This is a genomic window from Pseudoxanthomonas suwonensis (assembly GCF_000972865.1).
Taxonomy (GTDB): domain Bacteria; phylum Pseudomonadota; class Gammaproteobacteria; order Xanthomonadales; family Xanthomonadaceae; genus Pseudoxanthomonas; species Pseudoxanthomonas suwonensis_B.
This window is the reverse complement of record NZ_CP011144.1, coordinates 89,885-111,807: the sequence shown is the minus strand read 5'-3', so window position 1 is coordinate 111,807 and position 21,923 is coordinate 89,885. Positions and strand designations below refer to the sequence as shown.

Genomic DNA, 21,923 nt, shown 5'->3' with positions numbered 1-21,923 from the left:
GGACCGCGATGCAGTCTCCCGTGACCCTGGTCCTGATCGCCGTCACCGCGCTGGTGTCATGGCTGGCCTTCAACAACCGCCGCCTGGCCGACCGCCTGATCCTGTGGCCTCCGGCGATCTCGCAGCGCCACGAATACTGGCGCCTGGTCAGCTACGGGCTGTTGCACGCCGACTTCCCGCACCTGCTGTTCAACATGGTCACGCTGTTCTTCTTCGGCCGGCTGGTCGAGCGGCTGATGCTGCAGATCACCGGCAGCGTGCTGACCTATCCGCTGTTCTACGTGACCGCGCTGGTGGTCTCGATCCTGCCCAGCTACCTGAAGAACCAGAAAAACCCCAACTACCTCAGCCTGGGCGCCTCGGGCGCGGTGTCGGCGGTGCTGTTCGCCTTCATCCTGATCTCGCCGTGGTCGCTGATCTTCGTGTTCTTCATCCCGGCGCCGGCGATCCTGTACGCGGTGTTCTACGTCGGCTACAGCATCTGGATGGACCGGCGCGGCGGCGACCGCATCAACCACAGCGCGCACCTGGCCGGCGCCGCGTTCGGGGTGATGTTCATGCTGGCGATGGAGCCGCGGCTGCTGCAGGTGTTCCTGGAGCGGGTGACCAATCCGAGCTTCGGCTGAGCCGCCACATCCCCGGGGTCACCCTGGCGGGGTGCCAGGCACCTTGCGGCGGCGAGTCCGTGCGCACGCCGCTGGGGGCGCAAGACGCGCCAACCCGTGAGGGCGCCTTAGGAAGAAGGGGTGGAGGCTGTGGCCGGATGCCGGATGCCGGATGCCGGTTCCGGGGCCGCTGCGCCGCCTGCATGGCCAAGGCGCCGATGTTGCCGCCGGGTAAAAAGGCAGCCCCGCCGCCGGCGGGGCTGCCCGGACGGTGCGCGTGTTGTCGCGCTCCGTCCTTCCCCCGAGCCGTCAGTTGGTGACCGCGTAGGTGTGCTTGAGGCGCTCGTAGACCACGCTGTCGAGCTGCTCGAATTCCCAGCCATCGGTGTGGCCGGTGACCACGAGCTGGTAGAGGCCCTCCAGCAGCGAGGCGTCGTTGGCGAAATCGGCCGAACTGTTGTGTTCCAGTGCGTTCATTGCTGCGTCCCCTGCAAACGATGGCGTCAAGACCGGTTGCCTGAATCCACGCAGAACCCGTGCCAACCTCTTGGACCGGGTCCGGCTTCCTGTTCAGCAATGTCGTCACCCGCTCTTGGCGAGTGCCACGCCAAAATGTGACGCAATGTGTCGGCTTTTGCCGTCGCGCCACCCGGGAGCCCCGATGACCGACCTGCCAGCCATCCAGCATGATGCCGGGCGCCAGCGCTTTCACCTCCGCCTGGAGGGCCACGAGGCCGAGTTGGCCTACCACCTCCAGGGTGGGGCGCTGGTGATCGACCATACCGGCGTGCCCCAGGCCATCGGCGGCCGCGGGTTGGCCGGCAGGCTGGTGCAGGCGGCCTTCGACCATGCCCGGGCCCAGGGCTGGCGGGTGGTGCCGGCCTGCTCCTACGCGCGGGGCTGGGTCGCCCGGCATCCGCAGTACGCTGATCTGGTCGCCGGCTGACTACACTTGCGCCAGGCCGGTGCCCGGCGGTCCGGCCGTTCCTTGCCAACGCACAGGGGAGGTGCCGCATGAACTGGATGACCCCCACGACCCGCATGGTCGCCGCCGGCCTGCTGCTGGTGGCGCTGGCGGCCTGCCGCCGCGACGAGGCGCAGGCCCCCGGCGCACCCGCCGGGCCACCTGCGGCCGACGATGCAGCCGTGCCGGCCGTCCCGGCTGCGGACGCGCCGGTCGCGCTGGCCGACGTGATCGAGACCGACCCACGCTACGTGGTCGGGATCAGCTACCCGCCGGGCGCCGCGGACGACCCGGGGCTGGCCCAGGCCCTGCACGGGTACGCCGAGGCCGCGCGCGGCGAGTTGATGCAGGCGGTCGCTGGCCTGGACGGCAATCCGACCGCCCCCTATGAGCTGTCGCTGGGCTTCCGCGAGACCCTGCGCAGTGCCGACGTGGTCGCGGTGGCGGCCGATGGCAGCCTGTACACCGGCGGGGCGCACGGCCAGCCGCTGGTGGCGCGCTTCGTCTGGCTGCCGCGCCAGCAGCGCATGCTCACCGCCCAGGACCTGCTGGCCTCGCCGGAGGACTGGCGGCCGGTGGCCGACTACGTGGCCGAACAGCTCGGTGCCGCCGCGCATACCCGCGCCGCCGACGAGGCGCTGGAGCCGGCCGACCGCCAGCGACTGCTGGCGATGGCGCTGAAGACGATCGCCGAGGGCACCGCGCCGCGGCCGGAGAACTTCGCCCAGTTCGAGCCGGTGCGCTCGGCCGACGGCCGCATCGCCGCGCTGCGGTTCGTGTTCCCGCCCTACCAGGTGGGTCCGTACGCCGACGGCGTGCAGAGCGTGGTGGTGCCGGCGGCGGTGTTGCGGCCGTACCTGGCGCAGGATATACGCGGGCTGTTCGCCGAGTAGGGGAAGCCGTCATGCCGGTATCGCGTTCCCAGCGCAGGGTCGAGGCGTTGCTTGGGGAGGCCGGCGTGCGCATCGGCGGCGGCCGCGACTGGGATCCGCAGGTCCACGACCAGCGCCTGTACGCGCGGCTGCTGGCGCAGGGCTCGCTCGGCCTGGGCGAGTCGTACATGGATGGCTGGTGGGACGTGCGTTCGCTGGACGCGTTCCTGACGCGGCTGCTCCAGGCGCGGCTGGACCGGCGCGTACGCGGCCTGGCCGAGATCGGTGACGCGCTGCTGGCCCGGCTGTCGAACCGGCAGACCCGCGCGCGCAGCGGCGAGGTCGGCCGGCGCCACTACGACCTGGGCAACGACCTGTACGCCGCGATGCTCGGCCGCCGGCTGGTGTACAGCTGCGGCTACTGGCGCCGGGCCGCCGACCTGGACGAGGCGCAGGAAGCCAAGCTCGACCTGGTCTGCCGCAAGCTGGAGCTGCGCCCGGGCATGCGCGTGCTGGACATCGGCTGCGGCTGGGGCGAGGCGCTGAAGTACGCGGCCGAGCGTTATGGCGTGTCCGGCGTGGGCGTGACCATCTCCAGGGAGCAGGCCGACTTCGCGCGGCGACTGTGCGAAGGGTTGCCGGTGGAGATCCGGCTGCAGGACTACCGCGACCTGGACGAGCCGTTCGACGCGGCGTTCTCGATCGGCATGTTCGAGCACGTGGGCGTGCGCAACTATCGGACCTACTTCGAGGTGGTGCGGCGCTGCCTGCCGGAGCAGGGGCTGTTCCTGCTGCACACCATCGGCAGGAACCTCTCCGCCAACCGCACCGATCCGTGGATCGCGCGCTACATCTTCCCCAACTCGATGCTGCCGTCGGCCGCGCAGGTCGCCACGGCCAGCGAGGGCCTGTTCGTGGTCGAGGACTGGCACAACTTCGGCATCGACTACGACCGCACCCTGCAAGCCTGGTGCGACAACGTCGAGGCCGCATGGGGCCGGCTCGATGCACGCTACGACGAGCGCTTCCGGCGGATGTGGCGCTTCTACCTGGCCGGCTCGATGGCCAGCTTCCGCACCCGCCGCGCGCAGCTGTGGCAGCTGGTGATGTCGCCGGGCGGGGTGCCCGGCGGCTACGTCGCGCCGCGCTGACCAGGAACGGCCTCTCCTTGTAGGAGCCGACTCCAGTCGGCGACACGTGCGTCGGGACTACGACGGCGTCGCCTGTGCCTAGGGCGTCGCGTCGCCGACTGAAGTCGGCCCCCTGCAAAAAGCGGCATCGAGCCGACACGGAACGACGGCGTACCGTGCAAAGGCATCGGACCTGCATGAAAGGCACCGCAAAGTGTGGCGGCGGCAGCGCAGTTCCGGGTGGTGTGGCTAAAAAACAGCCAGGCCTCTTGACAGTCCTGCCGTGCCTGCCGCTCCGGCGCTTATCCACAGCTTCGTGCAGGCTCCATCCACACCGGTTGTGGAAAACCATGGCCGCCGTCTGCCCGCCCTGCCAACCCGGAAACGACTGCGCCACCCGAAGGTGGCGCAGTGCGGTGTTGCCGGTGGAGTGGATCAGCGCGGCGGCGCCGCGTCCAGCCCGCGCTTCTCCAGCAGCGGCTCGATCTTCGGATCGGAGCCGGCGAAGTCACGGAACAGCTCCATCGCGTCCTTGCTGCCGCCGCGCGAGAGCAGGGTGGCGCGGAAGCGGTCGCCGTTCTCGCGCTTGAGGCCGCCGTTGGCAAGGATCCAGGCCTGGGTGTTGGCGTCCAGCACCTCCGACCAGATGTAGGCGTAGTAGCCGGCCGAGTAGCCGCCCATGATGTGGCTGAAGTACGGGGTGCGGTAGCGCGGCGGCACCGGGGTGAAGTAGATGCCGTCGGCGACCAGCGCGTCGTGCTCGAACTGCATCACCCCGGCTGCCTCGGGCACCTGGTCGGCGGTGATCTGGTGCCAGCGCTGGTCGAGCATGGCCGCGCCCAGGTACTCGGTGGTGGCGAAGCCCTGGTTGAACTTGCTGGCGGCCAGGACCTTGTCCAGCAGCGCCTGCGGCATCGGCTCGCCGGTCTGGTGGTGCTTGGCGTAGTTGGCCAGGATCGACGGCCAGTCGGCCCACATCTCGTTGACCTGCGAGGGGAACTCGACGAAGTCGCGCGGCACGCTGGTGCCGCTGAAGTACGGGTAGGTCACGTCCGAGAACATGCCGTGCAGGGCGTGGCCGAACTCGTGGAACATCGTGGTGACCTCGTCCCAGGTCAGCAGGGTCGGCTGGCCGTCGGCGGGCTTGGTGATGTTCTGGTGGTTGGCCACCACCGGCTGGGTGCCGCGCAGCTTGGACTGCGACACGTACGAGTTCATCCACGCGCCGCCGCGCTTGGACCCGCGCGCGTACGGGTCGAAGATGAAGATCGACAGCTGCTGGCCGTCGGCGTCGAAGACGTCGTAGGTCCAGGTGTCGGCGTGGTACTTTGGCAGGTCGGTGCGTTCCTTGAAGGTGATGCCGTACAGCTGGGTGGCGGCGAAGAACACGCCGTTCTCCAGCACGTTGCGCATCTCGAAGTACGGCTTGAGCTGCGACTCGTCGAAGTCGTACTTGGCCGCGCGCACCTTCTCGCTGTAGAACGACCAGTCCCAAGGCTCCAGCTTGAAGCTCGGTTCGCCCTTGGCGGCCTGCTCCTGGTCGATCATCTTCTGCAGCTCGGCGGCCTCGCGCCTGGCGTTGGCCACCGCGGCCGGGGCCAGCTTGCCGAGCATGTCGTTGACCGCCTGCGGGGTCCGGGCGGTGGCGTCCTCGAGCGCGTAGGCGGCGTGGTTCGGGTAGCCCAGCAGCGCGGCGCGCTCGGCGCGCAGCCGGATCACCTGCGAGACCACGCCGGTGTTGTCGTACTCGTTGCCGCGGTGGCCGCGGGCGACGGAGGCCTCGAAGATCCTGCGCCGCGATTCACGGTCGCTCAGGTAGGCCAGCGGCGGCTGGCCGGTGGTGTTGAGCAGGGTGACCACGTACTTGCCGTCCAGGCCGCGCTTCTTGGCCTCCTCGGCGGCGGCGGCGATCTGTGCGTCAGTGGCGCCGGCCAGGGCCTCGGCGCTGTCGAACGCCACGGCCGAGGCGTTGACCTCGTTGAGCACGTTCTGGTCGAACCGGGTGCCCAGGCTGGCCAGCTGCGCATTCATGTCCTTCAGCTTGGTCTTGTCGGCATCGGACAGCTGGGCGCCGGCGCGGACGAAGTCGGAGTGGTAGCGCTCGACCAGGCGCACGCCCTCGGCGTCCAGGCCCAGGCCGTCGCGCTGGTCGTACAGCGCCTGGATGCGGGCGAACAGGGCACCGTCCAGGAAGATCGCGTCGCGGTGCGCGGCGAACTTCGGCGAGTACTCGGCCTGCAGTTGCTTGCGGGTGTCGTTGGTGTCGGTGCCGACCAGGTTGAAGAACACGCGGGTGGCGCGGCCCAGGGTCTGGCCGCTGTTCTCCAGGGCGATGATCGTGTTGTCGAAGGTCGGCGCCTCGTCGTTGGCGGCGATCGCCGCGACCTCACGGAGCTGCTCGGCCATGCCGGCGTCGAAGGCCGGGGCGAAGTCGGCATCCTTGATCCGGTCGAAGTGCGGGTACAGCAGCGGCAGCTCGCTCTGCACGAAGAAGGGGTTGTCCTGCGTGGCCGGGGAGGCCTGCTCGGCGGTGCCGGCGGCGGGACTGTCGGTGCGGTTGCAGGCGGTCATGCCAAGTCCAAGGGCGGCGGCGAGCGCCAGGGTGAGGCCGGTCTTCTTCATCAACATGGGATCCTGCGGAAAGATTCCTCTGAATCTAACCCAGTGCCGGGTGCGGCGACCCGTGACAAAAGGCACAGGACGGCAGCGATTCAGGCCGCTCCCGGCGTCAAAGCGTCTCAAACTGGCGTGCGATCCATGAGATCTGGTAGGCCAGTCCCAGGCTGACGAACGCACCGTGGAACCAAGGGTTGCGGGTGAGGGCGGCGACCACGCACAGCACGATGTAGACCAGGTTCCGGATCACGAATTCCGGACCGAAGCCATGGAAGTAGGCCGGCCCCTTGATCCAGGTGTCGGCCATGTCAACGGCGTAGGCCAGCGCCAGCAGGCCGAAGAACCACTGCCGCCGCGCGTAGAAGTATTCGCGGTAGTCGGGATACTCGCTGGCGCTGTCGGAGAACACGCAGGCGCACAGCAGGTACAGGAGCAGCGCGTACAAGGTGACGAACAGGTACAGGTTGAAGCTCCACTGGACCAGGTGCCCGAGCCTGAACTCCCACCACCAGAAGTGGATCAGGTACAGGAACATCGACAGCGCCCAGCCCAGGTGCACCCAGTAGATCGGCTTGCGCCGCGGGTTCTCGATCAGGTTGGCGAAATGGCGCAGCAGGTGGGTCAGGCCCAGGCCCACGATCATGCCCATCAGGATCCGGATGTGGGCATAGAGGGTCGCCATCGAGGCGGTGTCGTGCGCGGCCTGCATGGGGCGGCTCCTGCGGGTTCGACCAAGGGTAGGGCATCGCGCGTATCGGTGGGAGGCGCGGTTATTCTGGTGCTCCCCGGCCCGGCTGCGACCGCCATGACCTGCGCCTACGACTTCACCGCCACCGACATCGACGGCCACGAGCGCGCCCTGTCCGAGTTCGCCGGCCAGGTACTGCTGGTGGTCAACGTGGCGTCGCGTTGCGGCTTCACCCCGCAGTACGCCGGGCTGGAGCGGCTGTGGCGGGAGCGGCGCAACCGCGGCTTCGCCGTGCTCGGCTTCCCCTGCGACCAGTTCGGCCAGCAGGAGCCCGGCGACGAGGCGACGATCCGCGACTTCTGCGCGCTCAACTACGGGGTGACCTTCCCGATGTTCGCCAAGGTCGAGGTCAACGGGCCCGGCGCGCATCCGCTGTGGAGCTGGCTGAAGCGGGAGAGGCGCGGGCTGCTGGGAACCGGCAGGATCAAGTGGAACTTCACCAAGTTCCTTGTCGGCCGCGATGGCCGGGTGCTGGCCCGCTACGCGCCGCGCGAGCGGCCCGAAGCGCTGACCAGCGCCATCGACCGGGCGCTGGCAGCCGCGTCGTAGTCGGGCTCGCGGCTAGCTCTTGGCCGGCGGCCGTCTCTTCACCTCGTCCGGGAGCAGCGACAGGATTTCGTCGATGATGCCGGGCAGCGCCCGTTCCGAATAGCCGAGGTGGGTGTAGGCCACCTTTCCCTCGTGGTCCAGGACGAACATGTGCGGCACCGACTTGACCCCGTAGAGGTCGCTGGTCGCGCCGCTGGCGTCGCGGACGTAGGTCAGGGCCAGCTTGCGGTTGGCGCGGACCACCGCGTTGAAGTCGCTGTGCGGCTCCTTGAAGTTGACCGCGATGACCTCGAGCGCGTCCTTGCCGATCACGTCCTGGAAATGGCCGAGGACGAGCAGTTCCTTGCGGCAGGGGCCGCACCAGGACGCCCAGAAGGTGACGATGGTGACCTTGCCGCGGTAGTCGGCCAGGTCGATCGGCTTGCCGTGGCGGTCCTTGCCCAGCTGCTGCGGCGGCAGTTCGCCCACCGCCGGCGGCGGTTGCAGGTCGGCCGCGGAAAGATCCATCGCCGACAGGGCCAGTCCGGCCAGCAGCAGCCATCGCATCGCCATGCGTTCCCCCTGTTCGCTGTGTGCCCCGTGTGCTGCGCGCACGCTAGCACGCGGCCGGGTGCGACGACAGGCCATCTGTTTACAGCTATTTCTCGACGAACGCGCGCTCGAACACGTACTGGCCGGGGCTGCCGATCCGCGGCGAGGCGGTGAAGCCGCGTCCGTCGAGCAGGGCGCGGAAATCGGCCAGCATCTGCGGGCTGCCGCAGATCATGGCGCGGTCGTGCGCCGGGTCGAGCGGATCCAGGCCCAGGGCGCGCATCATCCTGCCGCTGGCCATCAGCTCGGTCAGGCGGCCGCGGTGGGGGAAGTCCTCGCGGCTGACCGCCGGGTAGTACAGCAGCTTCTCGCGGATGGCCTCGCCCAGGAACTCGTGCTGCGGCAGTTCCTTCTCGAAGTAGTCGCGGTAGGCCAGGTCCTTGGCGTTGCGCACGCCGTGGCACACGACCACGCGCTCGAAGCGCTCGTAGGTCTCCGGGTCCTTGACCACCGACAGCCACGGCGCCAGGCCGGTGCCGGTGCCCAGCAGGTACAGGTTGCGGCCCGGGTGCAGGTCGCTGATCAGCAGGGTGCCGGTGGGCTTGCGCCCGATCAGCACGCTGTCGCCGGGCCGGATGTGCTGCAGGCGCGAGGTCAGCGGGCCGTGGGGCACCTTGATGCTGAAGAACTCCAGCTGCTCCTCCCAGTTGGCGCTGGCGATCGAGTAGGCGCGCAGCAGCGGCTTGCCGCCCTCGGTGGCCAGCCCGATCATCACGAACTGGCCGTTCTCGAAGCGGAAACCGTCGTCGCGTGTGGTGGTGAAGCTGAAGTAGTCGTCGGTCCAGTGACGGACATCGAGCACCGTCTCGGTGCCGTAGGCGGAGGACATCGCGGACAACTGGGGGGAGGGGAGGAAGACGCGTATTGTAGCCCAGCCGGATGAGAGCCGTTCTCATCCGGCTGCCGGTGCCCGCGGCGCCCGCGTGGCTCAGCCCTGCGGCGGCTCCAGCTTCAGCAGCTTGCCGTCGGTCTCGTCGGTGACCAGGTACAGGTTGCCGTCGGCGCCCAGGCGCACGTCGCGGATGCGCTCGCCCAGGTCGTGCAGCAGGCGTTCCTCGGCCACGATGCGGTCGCCGTCCAGCTGCAGCCGGATCAGGTTGCGCTGGGCCAGCGCGCCCAGGAACAGGCTGTCGTTCCACGGCTTGCCCGGATGGCCGGTGTAGAAGGCCATGCCCGACAGGCCGGGCGAGACCTCGAACACGAAGTGCGCCGGCTCCATGCCTTCCTGCGCCTTGCCCACCGCCTCGGGAATCGGCTGGCCGGAGTAGTTGATGCCGTGGGTGACGATCGGCCAACCGTAGTTCTTTCCAGGCTGCGGCAGGTTGATCTCGTCGCCGCCGCGTGGGCCGTGCTCGGTCTCCCACAGCTTGCCGGTGCGCGGATCGAAGGCCAGGCCCTGCGCGTTGCGGTGGCCGTAGCTCCAGATCTCCGGACGCGCGCCGGCCTGGCCGACGAAGGGGTTGTTGTCCGGCACGCTGCCGTCCAGGCGCAGCCGGACCAGCTTGCCCTGCAGCTTGTCCAGCTCCTGCGCGGTCGGGCGCTGGGTGCGGTCGCCCTGGCTGATGAAGACGTGGCCCTGGCCGTCGAAGGCGAAGCGCGAGCCGTAGTGGTTCTCGGCATCGACCTTCGGCTCCTGGCGGTAGAACACGGTGAGGTCCTGCAGGCCGGCGTCGCCCAGGGTGGCGTAGGCGGCGCTGGTGCCGGCCAGGCCGCTGTCGCCGGGCTCGGAGTAGCTCAGGTAGATGCGCCTGCTCTGGGCGAAGTCGGGCGCCAGGGCCACGTCGAGCAGGCCGCCCTGGCCGCGCGCGGCCACCGCCGGCACGCCGGCCAACGGCGCCGACACGCTGCCGTCGGCGCCGACGCGGCGCAGCTGGCCGCCGCGCTCGGTGACCAGGAAGCCGCCGTCCGGCAACGGCGCCACCGCCCACGGATGCGACAGGCCGCGGGCGACCACGGTGAGCCTGGCCTCGCCCTGCTCGCTGGCCACGCTGCGCGCCGGTCCGGAGGTGGCCGGTCCTGGCGTGGCGGCCGGTTCCTGCGCCGGCTTGCAGGCCGCCAGCGCGGCGGCCAGGGCGAGGGCGGAAACGGCGGTGGCGTGCGCGGGCAGCCGCATGGCGGGCATCCTGTCGTCGGGGAAGGGCCGTCAACGATAGCCGGCGGCCTGCAACTCGAACAACTCCGCGTAGCGCCCGCCCTGCGCCATCAGCTCGGCGTGGGTGCCGCTGGCCTCGAGCCGGCCGCCGGCCAGCACCAGGATCCGGTCGGCCATGCGCACGCTGGAGAAACGGTGCGAGATCAGCACCGCGGTGCGCCGGTGGGACAGTTCCTTGAAGCGCTGGAACACCTCGAACTCGGCGCGTGCGTCCAGCGCCGCGGTCGGCTCGTCGAGGATCATCACCTGCGCGTCGCGCATGTAGGCACGGGCGATGGCGATCTTCTGCCACTGCCCGCCGGACAGGTCCACGCCGGTCTTGAAGCGGCGGCCGATCAGCTGGTCGTACTCCTGTGGCAGGCTTTCGATCAACTCGTCGGCCATCGCCCGCCGCGCCGCCTCGCGGATGCGCGCGGCGTCGTCCATCGCCTCGATCCGGCCCACGCCGATGTTCTCGCCGGCGCTCAGGTGGTAGCGGACGAAGTCCTGGAAGATCACCCCGATGTTGGCGCGCAGGTCGTCCAGGTCGTAGTCACGCAGGTCGCGGCCGTCGAGCAGGATCCGGCCCTCGTCCGGGTCGTACAGCCGCGCCAGCAGCTTGACCAGGGTGGTCTTGCCGGCGCCGTTCTCGCCGACCAGCGCCAGCACTTCCCCTGCGCGCAGTTCGAACTCCAGTCCGCGTAATGCCCAGGTTTCGGCGTCGGGATAGCGGAAGCCCACGTTCTCAAAGGCGAAGCCGCGCGCGATCGGCCGCGGTACCGGCAACGCGTCCGGCTTGGAGGCGATTTCAGGCTCGATCTCGAAGAACGAGTACAGGTCGTCCAGGTACAGCGCCTGCCCGGCCACCTGCGAGAAGCCCACCAGCAGCCCTTCCAGCAGCTGGCGCAGGCGGCGGAAGCTGCCGGCCAGGAAGGTCAGGTCGCCGATGCTGAAGTCGCCGCGCACGGTGCGCCAGGCGATGTAGGCGTAGGCCACGTAGTAGCCGAGCGTGCCCAGCGCCGCCAGCAGGGTGCCCCACAGCGCGCGGCGCCGGGCCAGGGCGCGGTTGGCCAGGTAGAACTTCTCGGCCAGCGTGCGGTAGCGGTCGATCAGGAAGCGATGGAGGTTGAAGATCTTCACCTCCTTGGACGTTTCCACGCTGGCGCCGGTCTGGCGCAGGTACTCGAGCTGGCGCCGCTCCGGGGTCCACTGGTAGTTGAGCGAATAGCCCAGCGCGTTGAAGTGCGCCTCGCCGACGAAGGCCGGTACCAGCGCCACCGCCAGCAGCAGGATCAGCCAGGGCGCGTAGACCAGCAGGCCGGTGGCGAAGGCGATCACGGTGACCGCGTCCTGCGCCTGGCCGAACAGCTGGCTCATCAGGTTCATCCGGCTCATGGTCAGGCGCCGGGCGCGGTCGAGCTTGTCCTGCAGGTCCGGATCCTCGAAGTCCTCGAGGTCCAGGGTCGCGGCGTGCTCCATCAGGCGCACGCTGCTGGCGTTGGTGAACAGTTCCGAGAGCAGGCCGTCGGCGTAGCTGACCAGTCGTCCGAGCAGGTCGGAGGCCACCGCCAGGACCAGTTCCAGGCCCAGCAGCCACAACAGGTGGTCCAGGTCGCCGCTGCGCACGGCCGGGCCCAGTTCTTCGAAGCGCAGGTCCAGCCCGACCAGCCGGATCGCTTCGTCGATGATCAGCTTGCCGATGTAGAGCATGACCACCGGCATCAGTGCGCGTATCAGGCGCAGGCCGAGGCTGGTCAGGGTCAGCCCGGGGCTGGTGTCCCAGATCTGGCGCAGGAACGGCGGCAGGTTGCGCATGGCGTCGAAGCGCTCGCGCAGGCTGGGATTGCCGCGCTCACGGCGCGGCTTGGGCGGGGCGGACGGGGAGGCGGCCATGGCCGCATTGTGCCGCGTGCGGGCGTGCGATCGGAGTACACGCTCGAAGGGAAGTGTGTCGTGACCACGAAGATGCCGCTACAACCCGCAGCCGCAGCTGTATTGGCAACGGCGACCGCAACCGCAACCGCAACCGCAACCGCAACCGCAACAACAACGGCAACCGCCAAAGCGCCGGGCGTGGTCGGCTTCGGGCTGAGCCGCGGCGAGCCGGGAGTATTGCGGTCGTCTCGACGGCACATCCCTGTGCCGACTCGCCGACGCGGCCATCCCTGGCCGCTGCCGCAATACTCCCGGCCCGCCACGTCTTCGGGAGCTTCCGGGTTGTGGCTCCGTTCGCAGCCGACAGCCGCAAGCCTGGGCTTTTGTAGGAGCGGGCATGACCGCGACGCGACGCCGTCGGCCCAGGCGACGCCCTCGTGATTCCGACGCCCGTGTCGCGGTCATGCCCGCTCCTACAAAAAGCGGCGCCGTCGCGGATTCGCCCCCCTCCCTTTCGCCGCCGGCGAAGGGGAGGGGGGCGTTGCTGTTGCTCCCAGATCGAAGCCACGACCTGGAATCCGCCCGAGGCCGTCGTGCCCAGGGGATCTGGCGCAAGCAGCACAGGGATGTGCTGCGGTCGCGACTCGGAGGCAGGACGCCGCAGCGGAGCGATGCGCCAGACCCCCTGGGCATGGCGGCCCCCTCCGAAGCCGACGCTTCTGCTTCTGCCTTCACGGCACGGCGGCCCCTCCGAAGCCGCCGCTTCTGCTTCTGCGTTCACGGCACGGCAGCCCCCTGTGAAGCCGCCGCTTCTGCTTTTGCGTTCACGGAACGACGGAACCCAGTCCGAAGCCGCCGCGTTTCAAGACTGCACTCAGGGCTTTGCAACCGTTCCCCAAAAAGCGAAGGCCCGCTTGCGCGGGCCTTCGAAGTCCTTCGCGAGGGCGGCTCAGTGCACGCCCTGCAGGTCCCGCAGCTGCGAGGCGCGCGAGCCGAAGAACGCGGCCAGGTCGGCGATCTGCTGGTCGGTCAGGTCGGTGGCCTGCGGGGTCATCAGCGCGTGCTGGCGGTCGCCCTTGCGGTACTCCTGCAGCGCGTGGGCGAGGTAGTCGGGGTACTGGCCGCCGAGCTTGGGATAGGTGGCGTCGATCGGCGCGTTGCCGTCCGGGCCATGGCAGTCGATGCAGCTCTGGCCGGTGGCCTTGCCCTTGGCGCTGGCCAGCTGCTCGCCGGCGGCGACATGGCCAGCGGGCAGGCCGGCGGAGGAGCTCTTGGCGGTGCCGCCTTCGGCGTAGGAACTGTCCTGTCCGGAACAGGCCGCCAGCACGAGGGCGGCGGTGAGGGCGATGGCGAGACGCGGGGCGGTCACGGCTGTCGGCATGGTGGGTGGCTGCTTACTTGATGGTGGACAGGAAGGCGGCGATGTCGGCGATGTCCTGGTCCGAGAAGCTCTGGGCCTGGGCCTGCATGGTCGGGTGCTTGCGCTTGCCCTGCTGGTAGTCGTGCAGGGCCTGCGCCAGGTATTCGGCCGACTGGCCGCCGATCAGCGGCACCTTGAAGCTGGGATAGGCGTTCTTGTACCCGGTGATGCCGTGGCAGCCCTGGCAGGTGTAGGTCAGCAGGCGGCCGGTTTCCGGGTTGCCGACCGGCACCACCGGGGTGGCCGGAGCCGTGGCGGCGGGGGCGGCCGGTTCGGTGGCCGCCGGCTGCGCGGCCTCCTGGGCCGGGGCGGCGAAGGGCAGGGCGGAGACCAGGGCAAGGCAGGCGGCTAGCGGCAGCGGGCGCGTCATTCGGTGGTCCGGGGTCGGTCGCGAGTAGGAAGGCGGGTCATGCCGGGCGGGCCGGCATGGAGCCGGCGCAGTATAGCCGCGCGTTCACGCGACCGGAACCGGCGCCCCGCCGCCGCGGTCGAAAGGCGATCGCGGGTACCCATGACCTTCGGCGCATGGCAGCCGACTGTTCAGGTGATCTACTTGCATACAACACCTGATCACACCCCCGATCCCCTTCTTATATGGATATCGTCATGGCTACCCGCCATCGCTCTTACCCGCGCGCCGGACTGCGCGCCGCTGCGGCCACCCTCGTCCTTGCCACCGCCCTGGTCGCCTGCAAGAAGGGCGAAGGCGGCCCCGGGGAGGCCCAGGCCAAGAAGCCGGAGGTCGACGCCATTCCGGTCGAGGTGGTGAAGGCCGCCAACCGGCCGATCGCGGCCAGCTATACCGGCACCGCGGCGCTGGAACCGCTGGCCGAGTCGCAGGTGGTCGCCAAGACCTCCGGCGTGGCCCTGGCGGTGCTGGTCGAGGAGGGGCAGCAGGTCAAGGCGGGGCAGCCGCTGGTGCGGCTGGATCCCGACCGCGCGCGCCTGGCCATGGCGCAGGCCGAGGCCCAGCTGCGCAAGCTGGAGAACAACTACCGCCGCGCCCAGCAGCTGGTCGCCCAGCAACTGATCAGCGCCGGCGAGGTCGACCAGATGCGCTACGACCTGGAGAACGCGCGCGCCCAGCACAGCATGGCCAGCCTGGAACTGTCGTACACCACGGTGACCGCGCCGATCTCCGGCGTGATCGCATCGCGCTCGATCAAGCCGGGCAACTTCGTCCAGATCAACACCCCGATCTTCCGCATCGTCGACATCTCCAAGCTGGAGGCCACGCTCAACGTGCCCGAGCGCGAGCTGGCCACGATCAAGACCGGCCAGCCGGTGCTGCTGCAGGTCGACGCGCTGCCGGGCCGCACCTTCCAGGGCGTGGTCGACCGCGTCGCACCGGTGGTGGACGCCGGCAGCGGCACCTTCCGCGTGATCAGCGCCTTCGCCGGCGACGCGCTGCAGCCAGGCATGTTCGGCCGCATCCGCATCGACTATGACCGGCGCGCCGAAGCGCTGGTAGTGCCGCGCATCGCGCTGCTGGACGACCAGAGCGAATCGGCGGTGTACGCGGTGCGCGACGGCAAGGCGGTGCGCGTGCCGGTGGCACTGGGCTACATCGAAGGCGAATGGGCCGAGATCCGCGACGGCCTGAAGCAAGGCGACGAAGTGGTGACGGCCGGCAAGGTCGCGCTGCGCGACGGCAGCGCGGTGCAGGTGATCGGCCAGGAAGCGAAGCTGGCCGCCACCGGCGTGGCCGCCGAAGCCGACGGTAGCAAGCAATGAGCCCGCAACATTCCGGAGAACCGCGCGGGCCGGGCGCTTCCGGCTGGCAGGACGCCGCCCGCGGCGGCCTGGTGGAGTTCGCGGTGCGGCGCCGGGTGACGGTGGCGATGTTCACCATCACCCTGGTGCTGTTCGGCCTGCTGGCGCTGGGCGACCTCAAGGTCAACCTGCTGCCCGACCTGAGCTATCCCACCCTGACCGTGCGCACCGAGTACACCGGTGCGGCGCCGGCCGAGATCGAGACGCTGATCACCGAGCCGGTCGAGGAAGCGGTGGGCGTGGCCAAGGGCCTGCGCAAGCTGAAGTCGGTCTCGCGCACCGGGCAGAGCGACGTGGTGCTCGAGTTCGCCTGGGGCACCGACATGGACCAGGCCAGCCTGGAAGTGCGCGACAAGATGGAAGCGCTGCAGCTGCCGCTGGAGGCCAAGGCGCCGGTGCTGCTGCGCTTCAATCCGTCGACCGAGCCGATCATGCGCCTGGCGCTGACCACCAAGGGCGAGCCGGCCAACGACGCCGACGCGATCCGCCAGCTGACCGAACTGCGCCGCTATGCCGACGACGACCTGAAGAAGCGGCTGGAGCCGGTGCCCGGCGTGGCCGCGGTCAAGGTCGGCGGCGGCCTGGAGGACGAGATCCAGGTCGACATCGACCAGCAGCGCCTGGCCCAGCTGAACCTGCCGATCGACACCATCATCGAGCGGCTCAGGCAGGAGAACATCAACCTGTCCGGCGGCCGCCTGGAGCAGGGCTCGCAGCGCTTCCTGGTGCGCACGGTCAACCAGTTCGCCGCGCTGGAAGAGATCCGCAACATGCTGGTCACCACCCAGGGCGCGGGCGGCGGCGAGGCCGAGGCGGCCGCGCGGCAGATGGCGGCGATCGCCGCCTCCACCGGTTCGGCCGCGGCGATGGCGGCGGCGGCGTCGGTGCAGAGCGCGTCGTCCGGTTCGTCCGGCGTAGTGGCCGGCGGCATGCCGGTGCGGCTGAAGGACGTGGCCGACGTGCGCCAGGGCTACAAGGAGCGCGAGGCGATCATCCGCCTGGCCGGCCGCGAAGCGGTGGAGCTGGCGATCTACAAGGAAGGCGACGCCAACACGGTGTCCACCGCCGATGCGGTGCAGGCGCGGCTGGCGCAGATCCGCGAGCAGTTCCCGGCCGACATGGAACTGGCCGTGATCGACGACCAGTCCAAGTTCATCCGCAGCGCGATCCGCGACGTCAAGACCGATGCGGTGCTCGGCGGCAGCCTGGCGATCCTGGTGATCTTCCTGTTCCTGCGCAGCGGCTGGAGCACGCTGGTGATCGGCCTGTCGCTGCCGGTGTCGATCATCACCACGTTCTTCTTCATGGACCAGCTGGGCCTGAGCCTGAACGTGATGTCGCTGGGCGGCCTGGCGCTGGCCACGGGCCTGGTGGTGGACGATTCGATCGTGGTGCTGGAGAGCATCGCCAAGGCGCGCGAGCGCGGACTGGACCCGATCCGGGCGGCGATCGAGGGCACCCGCGAAGTGAGCATGGCAGTGGTCGCCTCGACCCTGACCACGATCGCGGTGTTCCTGCCGCTGGTGTTCGTCGAGGGCGTGGCCGGCCAGCTGTTCCGCGACCAGGCCCTGACCATCGCCATCGCAATCGGCGTGTCGCTGCTGGTGGCAATGACCCTGATCCCGATGCTGTCGGCCTGGAAGGGCCGCCCGCCGCTGGGCTTCCTGGAAGAGCCGCCGCATCCGCGCTGGCATCCGGACTCGAAACTGCAGAAGCCGGTGGCGGCGGTCGGACGCGGCATCGGCACGCTGGTGCGCGGCTTCTTCTTCGGCATCGCCTGGGCCCTGGTGCGCGCGTGGCGCGCGCTGGTGGCGGTGGTCTCGCCGGTCATGGGCAAGTTCAGCGACCTGGCGATGAAGCCGTACCACCGCGCCGAACGCCGCTACCTGGAACTGCTGCCGGCGGCGCTGGAGCGGCCCAGCCGGGTACTGGCATTCGCCGGCGCGGCGTTCGCGCTGGCGCTGGCGATCGTTCCGATCCTCGGCACCGACCTGATCCCGCAGCTGGCGCAGGACCGCTTCGAGATGACGGTGAAGCTGCCGCCCGGCACGCCGCTGCGCGATACCGACCGGCTGGTGCGCGACCTGCAGTCCCGGCATGCCGGCGACACCGGCGTGGAATCGCTGTACGGCGTCAGCGGCAGCGGCACCCGGCTGGACGCCAATCCGACCGAGAGCGGCGAGAACATCGCCAAGCTGACCGTGGTGATGGAAGGCGGCGGCAGCCGCGCGTTCGAGGTCGAGCAGAGCGACCGCATGCGCGCCAGCATGGCCCAGTATCCGGGCGCGCAGGTGGACTTCAGCCGCCCGCAGCTGTTCAGCTTCTCCACGCCGCTGGAGGTCGAACTGCGCGGGCAGGACCTGGACAGCCTGCAGCTCGCCGGCCAGAAGCTGGCCGCCCTGCTGCGCGACAACCCGCACTACACCGACGTGAAGTCGACGGTGGAGCAGGGCTTTCCGGAGATCCAGATCCGCTTCGACCAGGAGCGCGCCGGCGCCCTGGGCCTGACCACGCGCCAGATCGCCGACGCGGTGGTGAAGAAGGTGCGCGGCGAGGTCGCCACCCGCTACAACTTCCGCGACCGCAAGATCGACGTGCTGGTGCGCGCGCAGGAGTCCGACCGCGCCACGGTGCAGGACATCCGCCAGCTGATCGTCAACCCGGGCAGCGCGCGCGCCGTGCGGCTGGAAGCGGTGGCCGAGGTGGTCGCCACCACCGGCCCGAGCGAGATCCACCGCGCCGACCAGATGCGGGTGGCGGTGGTATCGGCCAACCTGCGCGGGATCGACCTGGGTTCGGCGATGGAGGAAGTGCGGCAGATGGTGGCCGCCGACCCGCTCGGCGCCGGCGTGGGCATGCACATCGGCGGCCAGGGCGAGGAACTGGCGCAGTCGGTACGCTCGCTGCTGTTCGCGTTCGGCCTGGCGATCTTCCTGGTCTACCTGGTGATGGCCTCGCAGTTCGAGTCGCTGCTGCATCCGTTCGTGATCCTGTTCACCATCCCGCTGGCGATGGTCGGCGCGGTGCTGGCGCTGGTGCTGACCGGCAACTCGATCTCGGTGGTGGTGTTCATCGGCCTGATATTGATGGTGGGCCTGGTGACCAAGAACGCGATCATCCTGATCGACAAGGTCAACCAGCTGCGCGAGGCGGGCGTGGCCAAGCGCGAGGCGCTGGTGGAAGGCGCGCGCTCGCGCCTGCGGCCGATCATCATGACCTCGCTGAGCACGCTGTTCGGCTTCCTGCCGCTGGCCATCGCGATGGGCGATGGCGCCGAGGTGCGATCGCCGATGGCGATCACCGTGATCGGTGGCCTGCTGGTGTCCACCCTGCTGACCCTGTTCGTGATCCCGGTGGTGTACGACCTGATGGACCGCCGCGCCGACGCGCACTACCTGGAGCGCGGCCGCCGGGTGCGGGCCGATGAGGCCAGCGGCGGCCTGGACGGCGAGGCGCCGGGCACGGAAGGACTGGAGCGCGCATGAGCCTTTCCGAGTTCAGCATCAAGCGGCCGGTCACCACGATCATGTGCTTCGTGTCGCTGGTCGTGGTCGGCCTGATCGCCTCGTTCCGGTTGCCGCTGGAGGCGCTGCCCGACGTGTCGGCGCCCTTCATGTTCGTGCAGCTGCCGTACACCGGATCGACCCCGGAGGAGGTGGAGCGGACCGTGGTGCGGCCGGTGGAGGAAGCCCTGGCCACGATGACCGGGATCAAGCGCATGCGCAGCCAGGCGCGCGCGGACGGCGGCGGCGTGTTCCTGGAGTTCTCCGACTGGGACCGCGACATCTCGATCGCCGCCTCGGAGGCGCGCGAGCGGCTGGACGCGATCCGCGACGAGCTGCCGGACGATTTCCAGCGCTACTACGTGCACAAGTGGTCGACCAGCGACGAGGCGATCCTGCGCGTGCGCCTGGCCGCCGACATGGACCTGACCGGCGCCTACGACCTGATCGACCGCGAGATGAAGCGGCGGCTGGAGCGCATCCCCGGCGTGGCGCGGGTGGAGATCAGCGGCGCGCCGCCGAACGAGGTCGAGATCGCGATCGATCCCAGCCGCCTGACCGCGCACGACCTGAGCCTCAACGAACTGGCGCGGCGGCTGCAGCAGGTCAACTTCTCCATCTCCGCCGGCCAGATCGAGGACGCCGGCCAGCGCCTGCGCCTGCAGCCGGTGGGCGAGCTGACCGACCTGCAGGAACTGCGCGACCTGGTGCTGAACCCGCAGGGCCTGCGCCTGGGCGACATCGCCGACGTGCGGCTGAAGCCGGTGCGGATGGACTACGGCCGGCGCCTGGACGGGCGCACCGCGGTGGGCCTGGACATCTTCAAGGAGCGCAACGCCAACCTGGTGGAAGTCTCGCGCAACGCGCTGCGCGAGATCGAGGCGATCCGCCAGCAGCCGGGGCTGGACGACATCGACTTCAAGATCATCCAGAACATGGGCCAGGAGGTCACCGACTCGCTGACCGAACTGGCCGAGGCCGGCGCGATCGGCCTGGTGCTGTCGATCGCCGTGCTGTTCTTCTTCCTGCGGCACTGGCCCTCGACCCTGATGGTCACCCTGGCCATCCCGATCTGCTTCATCGTGACCCTGGGCTTCATGCACTTCGCCGGCGTCACCCTCAACGTGCTGACCCTGATGGGCCTGCTGCTGGCGGTGGGCATGCTGGTGGACAACGCGGTGGTGGTGGTCGAGAGCGTCTACCAGGAGCGCGAGCGCATGCCCGGCAAGCCGCGGCTGGCGTCGATCATCGGCACCCGCAACGTCGCCATCGCGCTGTCGGCCGGCACGCTGGCGCACTGCATCGTGTTCCTGCCCAACCTGCTGGGCGAGACCAACAACATCAGCATCTTCATGGCGCAGCTGGCGATCACCATCTCGGTGTCGCTGCTGGCGTCGTGGCTGGTGGCGGTCAGCCTGATTCCGATGCTGTCGGCGCGGCTGAAGACGCCGCCCGCCGTGCACAGTCCCGACGGCCTGATCCCGCGCCTGCAGCGGCGCTACGCCGGCGCGCTGCGCTGGACCCTTGAGCACCGCGGCTGGAGCGTGCTGGGCATCCTGATGATCGTGCTGCTCAGCTTCGTGCCGATAGTGAAGACCAAGGTCGACTTCTTCGGCGGCGGCGACAGCAAGGAGATCCAGATCTACTACCAGTGGAAGGGCAGCTACACCAAGGCCCAGATGCAGCAGGAAGTGATCCGGGTCGAGGACTATCTCGACGCCAACCGCGAGCGCTTCGACATCGCCCAGGTCTATTCCTGGTACAGCGAGCAGGGCGAGGCCTCGACCATGGTGACCTTCGGCGACTCGGTCAAGGACAGCAAGCCGGTCAGCGACCTGATCAGCAAGGAACTGCCGAAGTCGGCGCGCGCCTCCATGGGCGTGCGCGGGCAGGCCGGTGGTGGCGGAGGTGGCGGCGGCGGTCCCGGCCAGAACGTGCAGGTGCAGCTGGTCGGCGACTCCACCCAGGTGCTGAACGAACTGGCCGCCGACATCATCCCGATGCTGTCCGCGCGCGGCGAACTGCGCGACGTGCGGGTCGAGGGCGGCGACCGCAGCACCGAACTGAGCGTGCGGGTGGACCGCGAGCGCGCGGCCGCGTACGGCTTCAGCGCCGAGGAGGTGTCCAATTTCATCGGGCTGGCGCTGCGCGGCGCGCAGCTGCGCGAGTTCCGCCGTGGCCAGACCGAGGTGCCGGTATGGGTGCGCTTCGAGGGCGCGCAGAGCTACGGCATCAACGACATTTCCGGCTTCACGGTGCGTTCCCCGGACGGCCGCACGGTGCCGCTGATGAGCCTGGTCCGCATCGACGTGCTGCCGGCGGCGAATCAGATCACCCGGTTCAACCGCCAGACCATGGTCACCGTGCAGGCCAACCTGACCGAAGGCACCACCATGCCGGACGCGCGCAAGGCGATGGAGGAAACACTGAAGGCGGTGCAGTTCCCGCCGGGCTACGGCTACACCTTCGACGGCTCCGGCTTCCAGGAGGACGCCGAGGGCATGAAGCAGATGATGTTCAACCTGCTGCTGGCGCTGGTGATGATCTACGTGCTGATGGCGGCGGTGTTCGAGTCGCTGCTGTTCCCGTCGGCGATCATGAGCTGCGTGCTGTTCTCGGTGTTCGGCGTATTCTGGCTGTTCTGGATCACCGGCACCCCTTTCACGGTGATGGCCTTCATCGGCATCCTGGTGCTGATGGGCGTGGTGGTGAACAACGGCATCATCATGGTCGAGCACATCAACAACCTGCGCCGGAAAGGGCTTTCGCGCACCGACGCGCTGGTCGAGGGCAGCCGCGAGCGGCTGCGCCCGATCATGATGACGATGGGCACGGCGATCCTGGCGATGGTGCCGATCTCGCTGAGCGACACGGTGGTGCTGGGCGGCCTGGAATACTCGCCGATGGCGCGCGCGGTGGCCGGCGGCCTGGCGTTCTCCACCGTGGTTAGCCTGCTGTTCCTTCCGACCATCTACGCGATCCTGGACGACCTGCGCAATGGCGTGGCGCGGCTGCTGCGGCGCGCGCGCGGCGTGCCGGAGACGGGGCCGACGGCGGCTGCCGTCGCCGCGATCCACCTGGAGTGAATGGTGCTTCCGCCGACCCGTCCCCTGTGGGCGGCCGGCGGAAGTCCGGACACGCTGGAC

17 protein-coding genes are annotated in these 21,923 nt (G+C 69.5%); 8 read left to right on the top strand and 9 right to left on the bottom strand.

Translation table 11 applies throughout. The annotated features are described in order from the left end of the window. Positions 1–8 precede the first annotated feature (8 nt). Positions 9–626: a rhomboid family intramembrane serine protease gene (locus tag WQ53_RS00455; protein ID WP_052629507.1), complete on the top strand. Its 618-nt coding sequence runs from the start codon at positions 9–11 to the stop codon at positions 624–626. 288 nt (positions 627–914) lie between these two features. Here the strand turns inward: WQ53_RS00455 and WQ53_RS17125 are convergent, their stop codons facing one another. Continuing rightward, on the bottom strand, positions 915–1,082 hold the full coding sequence (locus WQ53_RS17125) for a hypothetical protein (RefSeq protein WP_173427193.1): 168 nt from the start codon (positions 1,080–1,082) through the stop codon (positions 915–917). Positions 1,083–1,266: 184 nt separating this feature from the next. On the opposite strand from WQ53_RS17125, the gene WQ53_RS00450 reads away from it, so the two are divergent. The 3 genes from WQ53_RS00450 to cfa all read left to right on the top strand — a co-directional run bounded on the left by WQ53_RS00450 (position 1,267) and on the right by cfa (position 3,592). Next, on the top strand, positions 1,267–1,551 hold the full coding sequence (locus WQ53_RS00450; RefSeq protein ID WP_052629506.1) for a GNAT family N-acetyltransferase: 285 nt from the start codon (positions 1,267–1,269) through the stop codon (positions 1,549–1,551). Positions 1,552–1,619: 68 nt separating this feature from the next. Next, entirely contained in the window at positions 1,620–2,462 is an 843-nt protein-coding gene (locus WQ53_RS00445) for a DUF3298 and DUF4163 domain-containing protein (RefSeq protein ID WP_236685878.1), read from the top strand. Between the two features lie 11 nt (positions 2,463–2,473). Continuing rightward, entirely contained in the window at positions 2,474–3,592 is a 1,119-nt protein-coding gene (gene cfa / locus WQ53_RS00440; RefSeq protein ID WP_052629505.1) for a cyclopropane fatty acyl phospholipid synthase, read from the top strand. A 414-nt stretch (positions 3,593–4,006) separates the two neighbouring features. On the opposite strand, the gene WQ53_RS00435 is transcribed toward cfa, so the two are convergent. Beyond that, a complete protein-coding gene (locus WQ53_RS00435) occupies positions 4,007–6,193 on the bottom strand; it encodes a M3 family metallopeptidase (RefSeq protein ID WP_052633796.1) in 2,187 nt (728 codons plus the stop codon). A 106-nt stretch (positions 6,194–6,299) separates the two neighbouring features. Then, positions 6,300–6,896, bottom strand: a complete 597-nt coding sequence (locus tag WQ53_RS00430) for a hypothetical protein (protein ID WP_052629504.1) — start codon at positions 6,894–6,896, stop codon at positions 6,300–6,302. A gap of 96 nt (positions 6,897–6,992) precedes the next feature. Here WQ53_RS00430 and WQ53_RS00425 point away from each other — a divergent pair, with 96 nt between their 5' ends. Continuing rightward, the gene (locus WQ53_RS00425; RefSeq protein WP_052629503.1) at positions 6,993–7,484 is read left to right on the top strand and encodes a glutathione peroxidase; all 492 of its coding nucleotides are present in this window, start codon (positions 6,993–6,995) and stop codon (positions 7,482–7,484) included. Between the two features lie 12 nt (positions 7,485–7,496). Here the strand turns inward: WQ53_RS00425 and WQ53_RS00420 are convergent, their stop codons facing one another. From WQ53_RS00420 to WQ53_RS00395, 6 genes are all read right to left on the bottom strand, one after another. Next, complete coding sequence (locus WQ53_RS00420; RefSeq protein WP_236685877.1) at positions 7,497–8,036, bottom strand: TlpA disulfide reductase family protein; 540 nt, start codon at positions 8,034–8,036, stop codon at positions 7,497–7,499. A gap of 85 nt (positions 8,037–8,121) precedes the next feature. Continuing rightward, on the bottom strand, positions 8,122–8,904 hold the full coding sequence (locus tag WQ53_RS00415; protein ID WP_052629501.1) for a ferredoxin--NADP reductase: 783 nt from the start codon (positions 8,902–8,904) through the stop codon (positions 8,122–8,124). Between the two features lie 99 nt (positions 8,905–9,003). After that, positions 9,004–10,188, bottom strand: coding sequence for a PQQ-dependent sugar dehydrogenase (locus tag WQ53_RS00410; RefSeq protein ID WP_082112775.1), 1,185 nt, complete (start codon positions 10,186–10,188; stop codon positions 9,004–9,006). A gap of 30 nt (positions 10,189–10,218) precedes the next feature. Continuing rightward, positions 10,219–12,099 carry an ABC transporter ATP-binding protein gene (locus tag WQ53_RS00405; RefSeq protein ID WP_052629500.1) on the bottom strand — a complete coding sequence of 627 codons (1,881 nt, stop codon included), beginning with the start codon at positions 12,097–12,099 and terminating at the stop codon, positions 10,219–10,221. A 931-nt stretch (positions 12,100–13,030) separates the two neighbouring features. Then, positions 13,031–13,462, bottom strand: a complete 432-nt coding sequence (locus WQ53_RS00400) for a c-type cytochrome (RefSeq protein ID WP_052629499.1) — start codon at positions 13,460–13,462, stop codon at positions 13,031–13,033. Between the two features lie 13 nt (positions 13,463–13,475). After that, complete coding sequence (locus WQ53_RS00395) at positions 13,476–13,871, bottom strand: c-type cytochrome (RefSeq protein WP_052629498.1); 396 nt, start codon at positions 13,869–13,871, stop codon at positions 13,476–13,478. 236 nt (positions 13,872–14,107) lie between these two features. On the opposite strand from WQ53_RS00395, the gene WQ53_RS00390 reads away from it, so the two are divergent. From WQ53_RS00390 to WQ53_RS00380, 3 genes are read left to right on the top strand one after another with little or no spacing between them, the layout of a single operon-like run. Then, positions 14,108–15,235 carry an efflux RND transporter periplasmic adaptor subunit gene (locus WQ53_RS00390; protein ID WP_052633792.1) on the top strand — a complete coding sequence of 376 codons (1,128 nt, stop codon included), beginning with the start codon at positions 14,108–14,110 and terminating at the stop codon, positions 15,233–15,235. After that, entirely contained in the window at positions 15,232–18,759 is a 3,528-nt protein-coding gene (locus WQ53_RS00385) for an efflux RND transporter permease subunit (RefSeq protein WP_082112774.1), read from the top strand. Before WQ53_RS00390 ends, WQ53_RS00385 begins: the two co-directional genes overlap by 4 nt. Then, positions 18,756–21,863: an efflux RND transporter permease subunit gene (locus tag WQ53_RS00380; RefSeq protein ID WP_052629497.1), complete on the top strand. Its 3,108-nt coding sequence runs from the start codon at positions 18,756–18,758 to the stop codon at positions 21,861–21,863. The genes WQ53_RS00385 and WQ53_RS00380 overlap by 4 nt, the downstream gene beginning before the upstream one ends. The last annotated feature ends 60 nt before the right edge of the window (positions 21,864–21,923 follow it).